The 16449-nt window shown below is 72.6% G+C and carries 17 protein-coding genes; 7 read left to right on the top strand and 10 right to left on the bottom strand.

Features of this window, described 5'->3' with window-relative positions; genetic code table 11:
• The first annotated feature begins 16 nt into the window (after positions 1 to 16).
• Positions 17 to 706 carry a FadR/GntR family transcriptional regulator gene (locus MUK52_RS24300; RefSeq protein ID WP_114057005.1) on the top strand — a complete coding sequence of 230 codons (690 nt, stop codon included), beginning with the start codon at positions 17 to 19 and terminating at the stop codon, positions 704 to 706.
• 24 nt (positions 707 to 730) lie between these two features.
• Here the strand turns inward: MUK52_RS24300 and MUK52_RS24295 are convergent, their stop codons facing one another.
• From MUK52_RS24295 to fabG, 3 genes are all read right to left on the bottom strand, one after another.
• A complete protein-coding gene (locus MUK52_RS24295) occupies positions 731 to 1159 on the bottom strand; it encodes a hypothetical protein (RefSeq protein WP_246042653.1) in 429 nt (142 codons plus the stop codon).
• A gap of 217 nt (positions 1160 to 1376) precedes the next feature.
• Positions 1377 to 2147 carry an enoyl-ACP reductase FabI gene (gene fabI, locus MUK52_RS24290; protein ID WP_114057006.1) on the bottom strand — a complete coding sequence of 257 codons (771 nt, stop codon included), beginning with the start codon at positions 2145 to 2147 and terminating at the stop codon, positions 1377 to 1379.
• Between the two features lie 5 nt (positions 2148 to 2152).
• Entirely contained in the window at positions 2153 to 2872 is a 720-nt protein-coding gene (gene fabG, locus MUK52_RS24285) for a 3-oxoacyl-[acyl-carrier-protein] reductase (RefSeq protein WP_114057007.1), read from the bottom strand.
• 185 nt (positions 2873 to 3057) lie between these two features.
• Between fabG and MUK52_RS24280 the strand changes: the two genes are divergently transcribed.
• From MUK52_RS24280 to tyrS, 3 genes are all read left to right on the top strand, one after another.
• Positions 3058 to 4581 (top strand): TldD/PmbA family protein, encoded by a 1524-nt coding sequence (locus tag MUK52_RS24280; protein WP_114057008.1) that lies wholly within the window; start codon positions 3058 to 3060, stop codon positions 4579 to 4581.
• A complete protein-coding gene (locus MUK52_RS24275; protein ID WP_284579993.1) occupies positions 4581 to 5975 on the top strand; it encodes a metallopeptidase TldD-related protein in 1395 nt (464 codons plus the stop codon). The genes MUK52_RS24280 and MUK52_RS24275 overlap by 1 nt, the downstream gene beginning before the upstream one ends.
• Before the next feature lie 142 nt (positions 5976 to 6117).
• A complete protein-coding gene (gene tyrS / locus MUK52_RS24270; protein ID WP_114057010.1) occupies positions 6118 to 7386 on the top strand; it encodes a tyrosine--tRNA ligase in 1269 nt (422 codons plus the stop codon).
• 93 nt (positions 7387 to 7479) lie between these two features.
• On the opposite strand, the gene MUK52_RS24265 is transcribed toward tyrS, so the two are convergent.
• The gene (locus MUK52_RS24265) at positions 7480 to 7758 is read right to left on the bottom strand and encodes a GlsB/YeaQ/YmgE family stress response membrane protein (RefSeq protein WP_114057011.1); all 279 of its coding nucleotides are present in this window, start codon (positions 7756 to 7758) and stop codon (positions 7480 to 7482) included.
• 176 nt (positions 7759 to 7934) lie between these two features.
• Between MUK52_RS24265 and MUK52_RS24260 the strand changes: the two genes are divergently transcribed.
• Complete coding sequence (locus tag MUK52_RS24260) at positions 7935 to 8267, top strand: DUF3099 domain-containing protein (protein WP_428985450.1); 333 nt, start codon at positions 7935 to 7937, stop codon at positions 8265 to 8267.
• A 146-nt stretch (positions 8268 to 8413) separates the two neighbouring features.
• Positions 8414 to 8662 (top strand): hypothetical protein, encoded by a 249-nt coding sequence (locus tag MUK52_RS24255; protein ID WP_114057013.1) that lies wholly within the window; start codon positions 8414 to 8416, stop codon positions 8660 to 8662.
• A gap of 14 nt (positions 8663 to 8676) precedes the next feature.
• Here the strand turns inward: MUK52_RS24255 and moaA are convergent, their stop codons facing one another.
• The 3 genes from moaA to MUK52_RS24240 all read right to left on the bottom strand — a co-directional run bounded on the left by moaA (position 8677) and on the right by MUK52_RS24240 (position 11840).
• Positions 8677 to 9666: a GTP 3',8-cyclase MoaA gene (moaA, locus tag MUK52_RS24250; protein WP_114057014.1), complete on the bottom strand. Its 990-nt coding sequence runs from the start codon at positions 9664 to 9666 to the stop codon at positions 8677 to 8679.
• Between the two features lie 174 nt (positions 9667 to 9840).
• Positions 9841 to 11478, bottom strand: a complete 1638-nt coding sequence (locus MUK52_RS24245; RefSeq protein ID WP_114057015.1) for a monocarboxylic acid transporter — start codon at positions 11476 to 11478, stop codon at positions 9841 to 9843.
• The gene (locus MUK52_RS24240) at positions 11475 to 11840 is read right to left on the bottom strand and encodes a DUF485 domain-containing protein (RefSeq protein WP_114057016.1); all 366 of its coding nucleotides are present in this window, start codon (positions 11838 to 11840) and stop codon (positions 11475 to 11477) included. Before MUK52_RS24240 ends, MUK52_RS24245 begins: the two co-directional genes overlap by 4 nt.
• Before the next feature lie 255 nt (positions 11841 to 12095).
• Between MUK52_RS24240 and MUK52_RS24235 the strand changes: the two genes are divergently transcribed.
• A complete protein-coding gene (locus MUK52_RS24235; protein ID WP_114057017.1) occupies positions 12096 to 13631 on the top strand; it encodes a S8 family serine peptidase in 1536 nt (511 codons plus the stop codon).
• 94 nt (positions 13632 to 13725) lie between these two features.
• On the opposite strand, the gene MUK52_RS24230 is transcribed toward MUK52_RS24235, so the two are convergent.
• From MUK52_RS24230 to MUK52_RS24220, 3 genes are read right to left on the bottom strand one after another with little or no spacing between them, the layout of a single operon-like run.
• A complete protein-coding gene (locus MUK52_RS24230; RefSeq protein ID WP_114057018.1) occupies positions 13726 to 14769 on the bottom strand; it encodes a zinc-dependent alcohol dehydrogenase family protein in 1044 nt (347 codons plus the stop codon).
• 17 nt (positions 14770 to 14786) lie between these two features.
• The gene (locus MUK52_RS24225) at positions 14787 to 15533 is read right to left on the bottom strand and encodes a lysoplasmalogenase (RefSeq protein WP_114057019.1); all 747 of its coding nucleotides are present in this window, start codon (positions 15531 to 15533) and stop codon (positions 14787 to 14789) included.
• Complete coding sequence (locus MUK52_RS24220) at positions 15530 to 16423, bottom strand: sterol desaturase family protein (RefSeq protein ID WP_114057020.1); 894 nt, start codon at positions 16421 to 16423, stop codon at positions 15530 to 15532. The genes MUK52_RS24225 and MUK52_RS24220 overlap by 4 nt, the downstream gene beginning before the upstream one ends.
• Between the last annotated feature and the right edge of the window lie 26 nt (positions 16424 to 16449).

Here is a 16449-nt window from a genome sequence, read left to right as displayed (position 1 = left end):
AGAGGACCCCGTCCGGATGCCGCTGACCTCGCCCCGCCGATCCGCCCTGGTCGACCAGGTGATCGCCCAGCTCAGGAACCAGATCACCTCCGGGGAGTGGCCGGTCGGCTCCCGGATCCCCACCGAGCCGGAGCTCGTCGAGCTGCTCGGCGTCGCCCGCAACACCGTGCGCGAGGCCGTCCGGGCCCTCGCGCACAACGGACTCCTCGACATCCGGCAGGGTTCGGGGACGTACGTCCTCGCCACCAGCGAGCTGGCCGGGGTGATGCACCGCCGCTTCGCCGGGGCCGACCCGCGGCACGTCGCGGAGCTCCGCTCGACGCTGGAGTCCTCGGGCGCCCGGCTGGCGGCCGAGCGGCGCACCGACCGGGACATGGCCCAGCTGGACGCGCTGCTGGCGCGCCGCGAGGAGGCCTGGGCGAGCGGGGACGCCGGGCTGTTCGTCGCGGCGGACGTCGCCCTGCACATGGCGGTGGTCGCCGCCTCGCACAACGAGGTGCTCGTCGAGCTGTACGCGGACCTCGGCGACCTGGTCGCGGAGTGGCTCCGCACGGACGTGGGGACGGTGCTGGAGCCGTCGGCGCACCTGGACCACGCGCGGCTGATCGAGGCGATCCGGCGGGGCGACGGGGACGCGGCGGCCGCGGAGGCGGCCGGGTACCCGTACGCCTGCCTGGGCGGCGGCCGGCCGGAACCGCGGACGTAGCAGGGCCGCGGGGCCGCGGGGCGGTCAGGCCCGCCCGTGGGTGATCCAGGCGGAGCGGACCTCCTTCCAGCAGCGGCCCACGAGTTCGACCCGGCCTGCCGGGTCGAGCGGTACGGCGGCGCCGTCGCCGTCGAGGTCCCACCAGCGGTCGCATTCGACGTGCAGCCGCAGGTGGTCGGTCTCGGGGTAGCCGTTCTGGCAGTGCGCGGTCACCAGTGAGCCCTCGATGACGGTGTCGCAGTCGGCGCCGAAGAGCTCGGCGGCGGGCGGGGCGGGCCGGACGGGCGGTTCGACGGGGATGTCGTCGAGGTCGACGACGGCGGAGTCCGCGGTGGCGGGCACCGGCGCCGAACGCGGCCCCGCGGGCGGCGCGGGCGTCCCGGGGACGAGGAGGGCGGCCAGGGCCACCGGGGTGACCAGCAGCAGTACTGCCCGGCTCGGCCTCGCGTGCACGCCCGCACCTCCTCCCCGCAGCAGGATCCGGGAAGATCCCGGCCCGGTCAGTTTGCCGGGTTCTGTCCCGGTTTTCGACTCGGGAAGATCCGGTCGGCGGGCGTACGTGCGTTCGCCGGGCGCCCCCTTCCCCCGGGCCTGTACGCCCGAACGGCGGCGGCCGCGCCTCCCCTCGGGGAAGCGCGGCCGCCGCCGTTCGGATGGTGCGGCCGGGTGCTCAGGCACCCATGGCGTGCAGGCCGCCGTCCACGTGGACGATCTCGCCCGTGGTCTTCGGGAACCAGTCCGACAGCAGCGCGACGACGCCGCGGCCCGCCGGCTCCGGGTCGCTCATGTCCCACTCCAGCATGGAGCGGTGGTTCCAGGTGTCCGCCAGCTCGCCGAAGCCCGGGATGGACTTCGCGGCCATGGAGCCGAGGGGGCCGGCCGAGACCAGGTTGCAGCGGATGTTCTCCTTGCCCAGGTCGCGGGCGAGGTAGCGGCTGGTGGCCTCCAGGGCGGCCTTGGCCGGGCCCATCCAGTCGTACTGCGGCCAGGCGAACTGCGCGTCGAAGGTCAGGCCGACGACCGCCGCGCCCTCCGCCGGGAACAGCGGCTTGCAGGCCATGGTCAGCGACTTCAGCGAGAACGCCGAGACGTGCATGGCGGTGGCGACCGACTCGAACGGGGTGTTCAGGAAGTTGCCGCCGAGGGCGTCCTGCGGGGCGAAGCCGATCGAGTGGACGACGCCGTCGAGGCCGCCGAGCTCGTCGCGGACCAGCTGCTCCAGGCGGCCCAGGTGCTCGTCGTTCGTGACGTCGAGCTCGATGACCTTGACCGGCTTCGGGAGCTTCTTGGCGATGCGCTCGGTCAGGGTGGGCCGCGGCCACGCGGTGAGGATGACCTCGGCCCCCTGCTCCTGGGCCAGCTTGGCGACGTGGAAGGCGATGGAGGACTCCATCAGCACGCCGGTGACGAGGATCCGCTTGCCCTCGAGGATTCCGCTCATGGTGATCAGTGACCCATGCCCAATCCGCCGTCAACGGGAATGACGGCTCCGGTGATGTACGCGGCGTCGTCGGACGCCAGGAAGCTGACCGCTGCCGCGATCTCCTCGGGCTGCGCGTAGCGGGCGAGCGGCACGTTCGCCACGATGGCCGCGCGCTGCTCGTCGGTGAGCACCTTCGTCATGTCGGTGTCCACGAAACCGGGCGCGACGACGTTGAAGGTGATGTTGCGGGATCCCAGCTCGCGGGCGAGCGAGCGGGCGAAGCCGACCAGCGCCGCCTTGGAGGCCGCGTAGTTGGCCTGTCCGGCGGAGCCGAGGAGGCCCACGACCGAGGAGATCAGGACGACGCGGCCCTTCTTGGCGCGCAGCATGCCGCGGTTGGCGCGCTTGACGACGCGGAAGGTGCCGGTGAGGTTGGTGTCGACCACCGAGGTGAAGTCGTCCTCGGACATGCGCATCAGGAGCGTGTCCTTGGTGATGCCGGCGTTGGCCACCAGCACCTCGACGGCGCCGTGGGCGTCCTCGATCTCCTTGTAGGCCTGCTCCACCTGCTCGGAGTCGGTGATGTCGCAGCGGACCGCCAGGACGCCGAGTGCGGTGAGCTCCTCCGGCGGCTCGCCCGAGCGGTACGTGACCGCGACCTTGTCGCCGGCCTGTGCGAAGGCGCGGGCGATGGCGAGGCCGATGCCCCGGTTTCCTCCGGTGACGAGAACCGAGCGGCTCAACGGATCACCCTTTCGACTAGCGGTCTGAGTACCAGAAACCTATAGGCCCCGCAGGGAATGCGGAGAATCGATGTCCCACAGGGCCGTGCGACGGGCTCTGTCGAGTCCCTACAGAAAGGGGTAGGCACAAAAGCCCCGGGCGCGCCATGATCAGGGGGACCGGCCCCGACCTCGGGAGGAATTCCGTGCCCCATTCCATCGACGCGGCCTTCACCGCGCTGCCCCTGCGGGCGCTCGCCGACGCGGCGCTCGCCCGGGCCCGCGCGCTGGGCGCCGAGCATGCCGACTTCCGGCTGGAGCGGATCCGCAGCGCGTCCTGGCGGCTGCGGGACGCCAAGCCCTCCGGCGGGTCCGACACCACGGACCTGGGGTACGCGGTCCGCGTGGTGCACGGCGGTGCCTGGGGGTTCGCCTCCGGCGTGGACCTGACGATGGACGGCGCGGCGCGCGTGGCGTCCCAGGCAGTCGCCATGGCGAAGCTGTCCGCGCAGGTCATCAAGGCCGCCGGGTCCGACGAGCGGGTCGAGCTGGCCGAGGAGCCGGTGCACGCCGACAAGACGTGGATCTCCTCGTACGAGGTGGACCCCTTCTCCGTCCCGGACGCCGAGAAGGCCGCCCTGCTGGCCGACTGGAGCTCCCGCCTGCTCGCCGCGGACGGCGTGGCGCACGTGGACGCCTCGCTGCTCGCCGTGCACGAGAACAAGTTCTACGCGGACACGGCCGGCACCGTGACCACCCAGCAGCGGGTGCGGGTCCACCCGCAGCTCACCGCGGTCGCCGTGGACGGGCAGACCGGCGGCTTCGACTCCATGCGGACCATCGCGCCGCCCGTCGGCCGCGGCTGGGAGTACCTGACCGGCACCGGCTGGGACTGGGACGCCGAGCTGGAGCAGATCCCGGAGCTGCTCGCCGAGAAGATGCGCGCGCCCAGCGTCGAGGCGGGCCGCTACGACCTCGTGGTCGACCCCTCCAACCTGTGGCTCACCATCCACGAGTCGATCGGGCACGCCACCGAGCTGGACCGGGCGCTCGGCTACGAGGCGGCGTACGCGGGGACCTCCTTCGCCACGTTCGACCAGCTCGGCAAGCTCAGGTACGGCTCGTCGATCATGAACGTGACCGGCGACCGCACCGCCGAGCACGGCCTGGCCACCATCGGCTACGACGACGAGGGCGTCGAGGCGCAGAGCTGGGACCTGGTCCGCGAGGGCACCCTGGTCGGCTACCAGCTGGACCGGCGCATCGCGAAGCTGACCGGCCTGGGGCGGTCCAACGGCTGCGCCTTCGCCGACTCCCCCGGACACGTCCCCGTCCAGCGCATGGCGAACGTCTCGCTCCAGCCGGACCCGGGCGGGCTGTCGACGGAGGACCTGATCGGCGGGGTGGAGCGCGGCATCTACGTCGTCGGCGACCGCTCCTGGTCGATCGACATGCAGCGCTACAACTTCCAGTTCACGGGGCAGCGCTTCCACCGGATCGAGAACGGCAGGCTGGCCGGCCAGCTGCGCGACGTCGCGTACCAGGCGACGACCACCGAGTTCTGGGGGTCCATGGAGAAGGTCGGCGGCCCGCAGACCTACGTCCTGGGCGGCGCCTTCAACTGCGGCAAGGCGCAGCCGGGCCAGGTCGCCTCCGTCTCCCACGGCTGTCCGTCCGCGCTGTTCCGCGACGTGAACATCTTGAACACCACCCAGGAGGCCGGTCGCTGATGACCTCGAACCGCACGAAGCCGCACGAGATCGTCGAGCGGGCCCTGGAGCTGTCCACCGCCGACGGCTGCATCGTCATCGCCGACGAGGAGTCGACGGCCAACCTGCGCTGGGCCGGCAACACGCTCACCACCAACGGCGTGACCCGCGGCCGCACGCTGACCGTCATCGCCACGGTCGACGGGCGGGAGGGCACCGCCTCGGGGGTCGTGTCGCGCGCGGCCGTCACCGCCGACGACCTGGAGCCACTGGTCCGGGCAGCCGAGGCCGCCGCGCGCGACGCGGGCCCCGCGGAGGACGCGCAGCCGCTGGTCACGGGCACGCCCGCCTCGCCGGACTTCGCCGACGCCCCGGCCGAGACCTCCTCGTCGGTCTTCGCGGACTTCGCTCCGGCGCTCGGCGAGGCCTTCGCCCGGGCCCGGGCGGGCGGCCGCGAGCTGTACGGCTTCGCCAACCACGAGCTGGTCTCCACGTACGTCGGCACCTCGACCGGGCTGCGGCTGCGGCACGACCAGCCGAACGGCACGCTGGAGCTCAACGCGAAGTCCCCGGACCGGCAGCGCTCGGCGTGGGCCGGCCGCGGCACCCGGGACTTCAAGGACGTGGACCCGCTCGCGCTGGACGCGGAGCTCGCCGTGCGCCTGGGCTGGGCGGCGCGCCGCCACGACCTGCCGGCGGGCCGGTACGAGACGCTGCTCCCGCCGACGGCGGTGGCGGACCTGCTGATCTACCAGATGTGGTCGGCGGCGGCGCGGGACGCGGTGGAGGGCCGGACGGTGTTCTCCAAGCCGGGCGGCGGCACCCGGCTCGGTGAGCGTCTGTCCCGGCTGCCGCTGACCCTGCGCAGCGACCCGAACGCCCCGGGGCTGGAGTCGGCGCCGTTCGTGATCGCGCACAGCTCGGGCGACGACGCGTCGGTCTTCGACAACGGCCTGCCGGTGCCGGCGACCGACTGGATCAAGGACGGCGAGCTGGCCCGGCTGGCGACGACCCGGCACACCGCGGCCCTCACGGGCATGCCGCTCTCCCCCGGCTTCGGCAACCTGGTCCTGGACGGGGGCGGGGAGAAGTCGCTGGAGGAGATGGTCGCGGGCACGCAGCGGGGCCTGCTGCTGACCTGCCTGTGGTACATCCGCGAGGTCGACCCGGCGACGCTGCTGCTGACCGGCCTGACCCGGGACGGCGTCTACCTCGTGGAGGACGGGGAGGTCGTGGGCGAGGTGAACAACTTCCGGTTCAACGAGTCGCCGGTGGACCTGCTCTCGCGGGCCTCGGAGGCGGGACGGACCGAGAAGACGCTGCCGCGCGAGTGGAGCGACTGGTTCACCCGGGCCGCGATGCCGGCGCTGCGGATCCCGGACTTCAACATGAGCTCGGTCAGCAAGGGCGTCTGACCGTACGCGCCTGCCCGCCATCCGCCCGCCCGGCGGCTCCGGCGCCGCCGGGCGGCCGTCGGGAGGCGGCTCCCCGCCCGCCTAGACTGGCGGGGAAACCCTTCACCACCCTGTTGCACCTCGTTCAAGGAGAGTCACGACCGTGACGGACATCGTCGACGAACTGAAGTGGCGCGGGCTGTTCGCCCAGTCCACCGACGAAGAAGCGCTGCGCAAGGCGTTCGCGGACGGTCCGGTCACGTTCTATTGCGGCTTCGACCCGACGGCGGCGTCGCTGCACGTCGGGCACCTGGTGCAGGTCCTCACCGTGCGCCGGCTCCAGCAGGCCGGGCACCGGCCGCTGGCGCTGGTCGGCGGGGCCACCGGCCAGATCGGCGACCCGCGCCCGACGGCCGAGCGCACCCTGAACGACCCGGAGACGGTGGCGAACTGGGTCAACCGGCTGCGGACGCAGATCGAGCCGTTCCTGTCCTTCGAGGGCGGGAACGCGGCGGTCATGGTCAACAACCTGGACTGGACGGCGGGCCTGTCCGCCATCGAGTTCCTGCGGGACATCGGCAAGCACTTCCGCGTCAACAAGATGCTGACGAAGGACTCGGTGGCCCGCCGCCTGGAGTCGCAGGAGGGCATCAGCTACACCGAGTTCAGCTACCAGCTCCTCCAGGGCATGGACTTCCTGGAGCTGTACCGCCGGTACGGCTGCACCCTCCAGCAGGGCGGCTCCGACCAGTGGGGCAACCTGGTCGCCGGCCTCGACCTGATCCACAAGCTGGAGCCGCAGGCGCAGGTCCACGCGCTGGCGACGCCGCTGATGGTCAAGGCGGACGGCACCAAGTTCGGCAAGACCGAGAGCGGGGCCGTCTGGCTCGACCCGGAGATGACGACGCCGTACGCGTTCTACCAGTTCTGGCTGAACGTGGACGACCGGGACGTCTCCACCTACATGCGGATCCTGTCCTTCAAGTCCCGCGAGGAGCTGGAGGAGCTGGAGGCGCAGACCGCGGAGCGGCCGCAGGCCCGTGCCGCGCAGCGCGCGCTGGCGGAGGAGCTGACGACGCTGGTGCACGGCGCCGACCAGTGCGCCGCGGTCATCGCCGCGTCCAAGGCGCTGTTCGGGCAGGGCGAGCTGGCTGACCTGGACGAGGCCACGCTGGCCGCGGCCCTGTCCGAGCTGCCGCACGCCAAGGTGGCCGGGCTCGCCCCGGTCGTGGACCTGTTCGCGGAGACCGGCCTGGTCGCGAGCAAGTCGGCCGGCCGCCGCACCGTGAAGGAGGGCGGCGCCTACGTGAACAACGCGAAGGTGACCGCCGAGGACGCGGTCCCGGATGCGTCGGACCTGCTGCACGGGCGCTGGCTGGTGCTGCGCCGGGGCAAGAAGAACCTGGCTGCGGTCGAGGTCACCGGCGCCTGACCTGGGGCAGGCGGCCGGCCCGTACGGGGCGCGGCGCAGGGGCCGGTCCGGACTCTCCGTCCGGGCCGGCCCCTGCCGTGTGCGCCCGGGGTGTCAGGTCGTGCGCTTGCTTCCGCCGCGCAGCGACATGTAGATCATGTCGCCGAGCCCGACGATGAGGACGGCGCCCGCGAGCTGGAGCAGGTGCCGGATCCAGTCGATGCCCGCGGTCTCCCGCACGCCGATCCAGCCCGCCACGGCGTTGCCGAGGATGGCGCCGGCGATGCCGAAGAGCGTGGTGAGCCAGAGCGGCTGGTGCTGCTTGCCCGGCAGGATCGCCCGCGCGATCAGGCCGAGCACGAAACCGACGATGATCGCCCACAACCACTGCATGTCGAGCCTCCTCAGGGCGCGTCGTGCGCATGTGGGCCCAGTTTCTGCCCGCCGGCCCCGGCCCGCATGTCGGGCGCGTCCTGGCGGGGCCACCCGGTCTGCGTACCGCCCGCGGGTCGGCGTACCGTAGGAGGGACCGGGCGGGAGCGTCCGGGAGTCGGATCGGGCGGTGGAGCGTGCTGCGGAAGAAGCGGAACGGGACCGAGGTCTTCCGGATCACGGGGGCCCGGCTGGGCCTCGACGAGGACGTGCGCGGCAGGCAGCGCCGGTACGTGATCTCGATGGTGATCAGGACCCTGTCGGTCGTGGCGACGGTGCTCCTGTGGAACGTGGAGCGCCATGTGGCGGTGGTGACGCTCGTGGCGGGCGCGCTGCTGCCGTACGTGGCGGTGGTCATCGCGAACGCCGGGCGTGAGTCGGCGCCGAAGCTGCCGTCGCACTTCATCCCCTCACCTGCGCGTCCGGCGCTGGAGGCGGGAAACCTCAGGAATAGCTCAGATCAATCATGAGGTTCCGGTGCACCGCACCGGGTCCTGCGTGACATACTGCCTACGCGCTCCGCATCCCCCGTCGGAGCGACGGACCGACGCCGGGCAGCTCCCCCCGTGGCTGCTCGGCGTCGCCATTTCCCGGGGCCGGTTTGTAGGGTTGTGCCGTGATCACCCCTGACGCGCCCGGCGCCCCCGACGTCCCCACCTGCTCCGCCAAGGGCTGCCGTGCCGCGGCCGTCTGGGTGCTGGCCTGGAACAACCCGAAGCTGCACACGCCGGAGCGGCGCAAGACGTGGCTCGCCTGCGAGGAGCACCGCGAGCACCTGTCGCAGTTCCTGGGGGTGCGCGGCTTCCTCAAGGACGTGGTGGCGCTCGGCGAGTGGGTGCAGCCGGAGGGCTCGGAGCGGCGGTAGCGCCTGGTGGCGGGTCAGCCGCCGATCGCCGACATGGGGCGGTCGGGCTGGAGGAAGGACGGGTCGTCGAGGCCGGAGCCGGCCTTCTTGCCCCACATCGCCGCCTTCCACAGGCCGGCGATCTCCTCGTCGCTCCCCCCGGAGCGCAGGGCTCCGCGCAGGTCCGACTCCTCGGTGGCGAACAGGCACGTCCTGACCTGGCCGTCGGCGGTGAGCCGGGTGCGGTCGCAGGCGCTGCAGAAGGGCCTGGTCACGGAGGCGATGACGCCGACGGTGGCCGGGCCGCCGTCGACGAGCCAGCGCTCGGCGGGTGCGGAGCCGCGCTCCTCGGCGCCTTCCGCGGTCAGCGTGAAGCGGGTGCGCAGGGACTCCAGGATGTCCCCGGCGGTGATCATCCCGTCGCGCTTCCAGCCGTGCTGCGCGTCCAGCGGCATCTGCTCGATGAAGCGGAGCTCGTAGTCGTGGGCGAGGGCCCAGGCCAGCAGGTCGGGGGCCTCGTCGTCGTTGAGGCCGGGCATCAGGACGGCGTTGACCTTGACGGGGGTCAGGCCGGCGTCGCGGGCGGCGGCCATCCCGTCGAGGACGTCGCGGTGGCGGTCGCGGCGGGTGAGGGCCTTGAAGACGTCGGGGCGCAGCGTGTCCAGGGAGACGTTCACCCGGTCCAGGCCGGCGGCCTTGAGTGCGCGGGCGGTCCGCGCGAGGCCTATGCCGTTGGTGGTCAGCGACATCTTCGGGCGGGGCTCCAGGGCCGCGCACTGCTCGACGATGCCGACGAGGCCGGGGCGCAGCAGGGGCTCGCCGCCGGTGAAGCGGACCTCGGTGACGCCGAGGCTGGTGACGGCTATGCGGATCAGCCGGACGATCTCGTCGTCGGTGAGCAGATCGGACTTGCCGAGCCATTGCAGGCCTTCTTCGGGCATGCAGTACGTGCAGCGCAGGTTGCACCGGTCGGTGAGCGAGACGCGCAGGTCCGTGGCCACGCGGCCGTAGGTGTCGAGAAGCACGGTGGGTCCCCTCCCCTGTCCGGTTCGTAGAGGTGTGCGCCGCGTCGGGTGGAGGATGCATGCGCTCGCTGTCGAGCCTACGCGAGAGAGGTGATCCGGCGGGATACCCGATCGGACGAGGTGGGGTGCGGCCGTGTCGTAGGGATGTACGACACGGCCGCGCCGGGCGGCCGGTCAGTGCGCTCCGGTGCCGGTGAGGGAGCGGACCTCCAGCTCGGCGAACTTCGCGGGGTCGGCCTTCTCCTTGGACAGGACGGTGCCGAGCCAGCCGAGGAGGAAGCCCAGCGGGATGGAGACGATGCCGGGGTTCTCCAGCGGGAACCAGTAGAAGTCGGCGTCCTTGAACATCGAGGTGGGCTTGCCCGAGACGACCGGGGAGAAGAGCACCAGGACGACGGAGGAGACGAGGCCGCCGTAGATCGACCACAGGGCGCCGCGGGTGGTGAACCGCTTCCAGAAGAGGCTGTAGAGGATCGTCGGCAGGTTGGCGGAGGCGGCGACCGCGAAGGCGAGCGCGACCAGGCCGGCGACGTTGAGGTCGCGGGCGAGGGCACCGAGGAAGATCGCGGCGGCGCCGATGACGACGGTGGACCAGCGGGCGGCGCGGACCTCCTCCTTCTCGGTGGCCTGCCCCTTGCGGATCACGTTGACGTACAGGTCGTGGGCGAACGACGAGGACGAGGCGAGGGTGAGGCCGGCGACGACGGCGAGGATGGTGGCGAAGGCCACGGCGGAGATCACGGCGAGCAGGACGGCGCCGCCGGTGGAGCCGGCGCCGCCGCCGAGTTCCTGGGCGACGAGCGGGGCCGCGGTGTTGCCGGCCTTGTTGGAGGCGATGATGTCGGTCCGCTCCAGCAGGGCGGCGGCGCCGAAGCCGAGGGCGATCGTCATCAGGTAGAAGGCGCCGATGATGCCGATGGCCCAGTTGACGGACTTGCGGGCGGCCTTGGCGGTGGGGACCGTGTAGAAGCGGATCAGGATGTGCGGCAGGCCGGCGGTGCCGAGGACGAGGGCGAGGCCGAGCGAGAGGAAGTCCAGCTTGCTCGTCGCGTCCTGGCCGTACTTGAGTCCCGGTTCGAGGAACGCGGCTCCCTGGCCGCTGTTCTCGGCGGCCTTGCCGAGCAGCTCGGAGACGTTGAAGTCGAACTTCAGCAGCACCAGGAAGGTGATCAGCAGGGCGCCCGCGATGAGCAGCACCGCCTTGATCATCTGGACCCAGGTGGTGCCCTTCATGCCGCCGATGGTCACGTACAGGATCATCAGGACGCCGACCAGGGCGACCACCGCGATCTTGCCGCCGTCGCTGGTGATGCCGAGCAGCAGCGAGACGAGGACGCCGGCGCCGGCCATCTGCGCGAGCAGGTAGAAGATCGACACGACGATGGTGGAGGTGCCGGCGGCGGTGCGCACGGGCCGCTGGCGCATCCGGAAGGCGAGGACGTCGCCCATCGTGTAGCGGCCGGAGTTGCGCAGCGGCTCGGCGACCAGCAGCAGCGCCACGAGCCAGGCGACGAGGAAGCCGATGGAGTACAGGAAGCCGTCGTAGCCGAAGAGGGCGATGGCTCCGGCGATGCCGAGGAAGGACGCGGCGGACATGTAGTCGCCGGAGATGGCCAGGCCGTTCTGGAAGCCGGTGAACTGGCGGCCGCCGGCGTAGAAGTCGGCGGCGCCGCGGGTCTGCCGGCCGGCCCAGACGGTGATGATCAGGGTGGCGACGACGAACAGCCCGAAGAGGGTGATGATCAGCGGCCGGTGGTCGCCGGCGCCGGAGGCGAGCACGGGGGAGGCCGCGGCGAGGTCGTGGGTGCTCATCGGCCGCTCTCCATCCGCGCCTTGATGGCGTCCGCCTTGGGGTCGAGCTTCGCGGCCGCGTGGCGCGCGTAGAGCCAGGCGATCAGGAACGTCGTGGCGAACTGGCCGAGGCCGAGTACGAGCGCGACGTTGACGTTCCCGAAGAGCCGGGTCCCCATGAGGCCGCCCGCGTAGTTCGACAGCAGCACGTACAGCAGGTACCAGGCGACGAAGGCCGCCGTCAGCGGGAAGGCGAAGGAGCGGTGGGAGCTGCGCAGGGCGGCGAACTCGGGGCTTTGCTGGACGGCCTCGAACTCTTCGGCGGTGGGGCTTGCCGCGGACGTTCCCGCGCCGCCGGGGGGCGGCGCTGCTTCGGTGGTCACGGGGGGCTCTCCTTGTGACGCGGGTGCAGTGGGGACGGACAAATCAACCTCCGGGTGGGGAGCGGGCGCGCCGTCCCCCCTGACAACGGCACGTACCGCGTGCGGCGGCGGTTCAACTCCGCCTGATTCTTTGGAAACTGATTCCTCGAACTGATGGCGCAAAGGCGAACACCGGCATTAGGTTCACGTGTCATGAACCCGTCGTCCTGCGCGACCGCGCGCGGACGACTTTTTCACGGATGATGTGGAGAACCCATGGCTCATCTGGGATCCGGCCGTCGGCGCCTCGCCGTTCCGGTCGGCCTGGCGCTCACCGCCTCGCTCGCCTTCCTGCCCTCGGCCGCGGCGTCCGCCGCACCGCTGGGCACCACGGCGGACAGCGCGGCGGCCAAGCAGACCACCGGCCCGAAGCTGTCCTACGTGGCGAACCTGACCGCGTACGGCACGGCGAAGCAGGCGAAGAAGGCCATCGAGCGCGCAGGCGGCACGGTGGTGACGTCCTACGACCAGATCGGCGTGGTCGTCGCGCACTCCCAGAACCCCGACTTCGCGAAGACCCTGCGCGCCCAGCGCAGCCTGTTCGTCTCGGTCGGCGCCACCCGCACGGCCCCCCTCACGGCGGCGAAGACCACCGACGAGGGCGCCACCCAGAAGCTGAGCGCGGCCGACGCCGCCAAGGCCGCCGCGGCGGCGCAGACGGGGCAGGAGCCGCTGGAGCCCAACCAGTGGGACCTGCGGACGATCAAGGCCGACCAGGCGCACAAGATCAACGATGGCAGCCCGGACGTCACCGTCGGCGTCATCGACACGGGTGTCGACGACACCCACCCCGATCTGGCCCCGAACTTCTCCCGGTCGCAGTCCGCCAACTGCGTCGGCGGCGTCGCGGACACCTCCGAGGGCGCCTGGCGCCCGTACCCGGACGGCAGCGACCACGGCACCCACGTGGCCGGCACCATAGCCGCGGCCCGCAACGGCGTCGGCATCGCCGGTGTGGCGCCCGGCGTCAAGGTCGCCGGCATCAAGGTGAGCGAGCCCGGTACCAGCCTCTTCTACACCGAGGCGGTCGTCTGCGGCTTCATGTTCGCCGCCGAGAAGGGGATCGAGGTGACCAACAACAGCTACTACGTCGACCCCTGGCTCTACAACTGCAAGTCGGACAGCGACCAGGGCGCGCTGGTGGAGGCCCTCACCCGCGCCACCCGCTACGCCGAGCGCAAGGGCGTCCTCAGCGTCGCCTCGGCCGGCAACTCGAACCACGACCTGGCGGCCGACTCGATCCTCGACGACTCCAGCCCGAACGACACCGCCCCCGGCCCGCGCACCATCGACCCGAGCACCTGCCTGGACCTGCCGACGCAGCTCCCCGGCGTCGTGACGGTCAGCGCCACCGGCGACAAGGGCCTCAAGTCGTACTACTCGACCTACGGCCTCGGCGTCGTGGACGTGGCGGCCCCCGGCGGCGACAAGTGGCAGGTCCCGGCCACCCCCGACGCCAACGGCCGCGTGCTGTCGACGGTCCTCGGCGGCGGCTGGGGCTACAAGCAGGGCACCTCGATGGCCGCCCCGCACGTGGCGGGCGTCGCGGCGCTGCTGAAGAGCGCCCACCCGAAGGCCACCCCGTCGCAGCTCCAGCGCATGCTGAAGTCGCAGGCCACCAAGGCGGACTGCCCGGCCCAGGTGTACGACGCCGCGGGCAACCTGGTGGACGCGACCACCTGCCAGGCCAAGTGGGGCCAGACGGGCTACTACGGCGCCGGCGTCGTGGACGCCCTCAAGGCCGTGAAGTAACCCCGCGCGCCACACCGCCCGCACCGCGGGCGGCGGAGGGGCCGGTCCGGGACCACTCCCGGGCCGGCCCCTCCGGCCGTCTCCGCCCGGGGCCTCAGGGCTTGATGAGCACCTTCAGCGCGCTGCGGTCGTCCATCGCGCGGTAGCCGTCCGGGACCCCGTCCAGGGAGACCGCCCGGTCGAAGACCGGCGCCGGGTCGATCGCGCCGCTCAGCACGTCCCCGAGCAGCTCCGGGATGTACGCGCGGACCGGCGCCACCCCGCCCCGCAGGCTGATGTTGCGGTCGAACATCACGTCGAGGTCGACGCCGGTGGCGCTGCCGTGCGGGACGCCGACGTAGCCGACGGACCCGCCGTCCCGGGCGATGCCGATCGCGGTGCGCATGGACTGCTCGGTGCCGACGGCCTCGATCACGGCGTGCGCGCCCTGGCCCCGCGTCAGCTCCCGTACGGCCGCCACGGCCGCCTCTCCGCGCTCCGCGACGATGTCCGTCGCCCCGAAGAGCCTGGCGATGTCGGTGCGGGCCGCGTGCCGGCCGAGCGCGATGATCCGCTCCGCGCCCAGCCGCCGGGCCGCGAGCACCCCGCACAGGCCGACGGCCCCGTCCCCGACCACGGCGACCGTGGCGCCCTTGCGGACTCCGGCGCCGAGCGCCGCGTGGTGCCCGGTCCCCATGACGTCCGACAGCGCCAGCAGGCCCGTCAGCAGGTGGTCGTCCGAGGCGGCCTCGGCGGGCAGCCTGACCAGGGTGCCGTCGGCGTGGGGCACGCGGACGGCCTCGCCCTGTCCGCCGTCGTGGCCGACGGACCCCCAGAAGCCGCCGTCCGCACAGGAGGTGTACAGCCCCTCGGAGCAGTGGTCGCAGGTGCCGTCGGACCACATGAAGGGCGCCACGACCAGGTCGCCGGCCCGCAGCCCGGACACCGCGGAGCCGGTCTCCTCCACGACGCCGAGGAACTCGTGGCCGATGCGCTGGCCGGGCACGCGCTGCGCCTCCCCGCGGTAGGCCCACAGGTCGCTGCCGCAGATGCAGGCGCGCAGGACGCGTACGACGGCGTCACCGGGGAGCCGGACCGCCGCGTCGGGCACCTCCTCCACGCGGATGTCGTGCGGGGCGTGGATGACGGTGGCGCGCATGCGGTCGGGCTCCTGGGTCAGGTGGGGGCGGGATCCCGGCGGCCACCGCCGGGTACGACCGTCCTACGGTACGCCCGGGCCCCGGCGAGGACGCCGCCGGCCAGCAGGTACTGGGCCGCCGAGTACGTCGCCATGATCCAGAAGTCCGGGCGGGGCGGCTGCGGCCAGGCGGCCACCCCGGTGGCGATCAGGGTGTCGGAGAGCAGGAACAGGGCGCCGCCGAGCCCGGCGCGCAGGCCGAACGCCCCCGAGCGGAACGCCATCGCGGTCAGCAGCAGGCTGTAGCAGGCGACGGGGATCCGCAGGTCGGCCGGAAGGTCGCCCCACAGCAGCCCGACGGTCCCGACGAGCGCGGCGGCGTACACGGCACCCAGCCAGGGGTGCGCCCTGCCGCGGCGGAAGAGCAGGAGGTAGCAGACGTGCCCGGCGGCGAAGGAGCCCATGCCGGCCAGGAAGGCGGGCTCGGCGTCGAAGAGCAGGGCGACGTCCCCGCCCCAGCCGAAGAGCAGCGCCGCGACCAGCAGGCGGGGGGCGCGGCGGGTGAGCGCGTACGCGGCGAGCAGCGGCATGAGCAGCGGCTTGGCGAGCACGTGCCCGGTGTCCCAGCCGGCGAGCAGCGAGGCGAGGTCGGCGGCCGCGGCGGCGGCGAAGGCGGCGAGGAGCAGGCGCCCGGCCCGCTCCCGGCCCACGGCGCCGGCCGGGCCGGGCCGGGGGCCCGGCTCCGCTCCCCCGGGGGCCGCGGCGCGGTCGGAGGGGGCGCTCACGCGGCCCGCTCGGGTGCGGGCGCGGCCGCGGGGGCTCCGGCGGCGGGCTCGGCGGGCGGCGGCGCGGGCTGCCAGCCGGGGCCGCCGAAGACACGGCCGGCGCGCTCGCGCCAGGTGCGGGCGGCGCGCACGTCACGGGCGATGGCGGCGTACTCGTGGGTGGCGACCCGCAGGGGGTTGTAGGTGGAGATGTTCTTCGTCAGCCCGTAGACGGGCCGCTCCTCCTCGCCGGCCCAGGAGCCGAACATGCGGTCCCAGACGATGAGGATGCCGCCGAAGTTGCGGTCGAGGTAGCCGCCCTGCGAGGCGTGGTGGACGCGGTGGTGGGAGGGCGTGTTGAAGACGTACTCGACCGGCCGGGGCAGCCTGCCGATGCGCTCGGTGTGGACCCAGAACTGGTAGGCGAGGTTGATGCCGTAGCAGAAGGGGATCGCGGCCGGGTGCACGCCGAGCGCCACCATGGGCAGGTAGAACCACCAGGTGGTGGCGCTCGTCCAGGGCTGGCGCAGGGCCGTGGTCAGGTTGAAGCGGCGGCTGCTGTGGTGGACGACGTGGCAGGCCCACAGGATGCGGACGACGTGGTGGCTGCGGTGCTGCCAGTAGTAGAGGAAGTCCTGGACGAGCAGCATCAGCAGGACCGTCCACCACAGGAACGGCACGCGCAGCGGGGTGAGTTCGTAGACGGCGGTGAAGACGGCGACGACGGGGATCTTCCACAGGAGGTCGAAGCCGATGCTGCCGAGCCCCATGGCGATGCTGGTGGCGGCGTCCTTGGCCTCGTACCCGGCGGCGTCCTCGTCGGGATGGAGGCGGTAGCTCACGGCTTCGATGACGGTGAGCAGCACGAAGGCGGGTATGGACCACAGCACCACATCGGGCAGGTTCGGCATGTCGGCACCATAGAGGCGCCTTCCGG

It is taken from the genome of Streptomyces sp. 2P-4 (genome assembly GCF_030167965.1).
Taxonomy (GTDB): Bacteria; Actinomycetota; Actinomycetes; order Streptomycetales; family Streptomycetaceae; genus Streptomyces; species Streptomyces globosus_A.
This window is presented reverse-complemented; position numbering and strand designations above follow the sequence as displayed.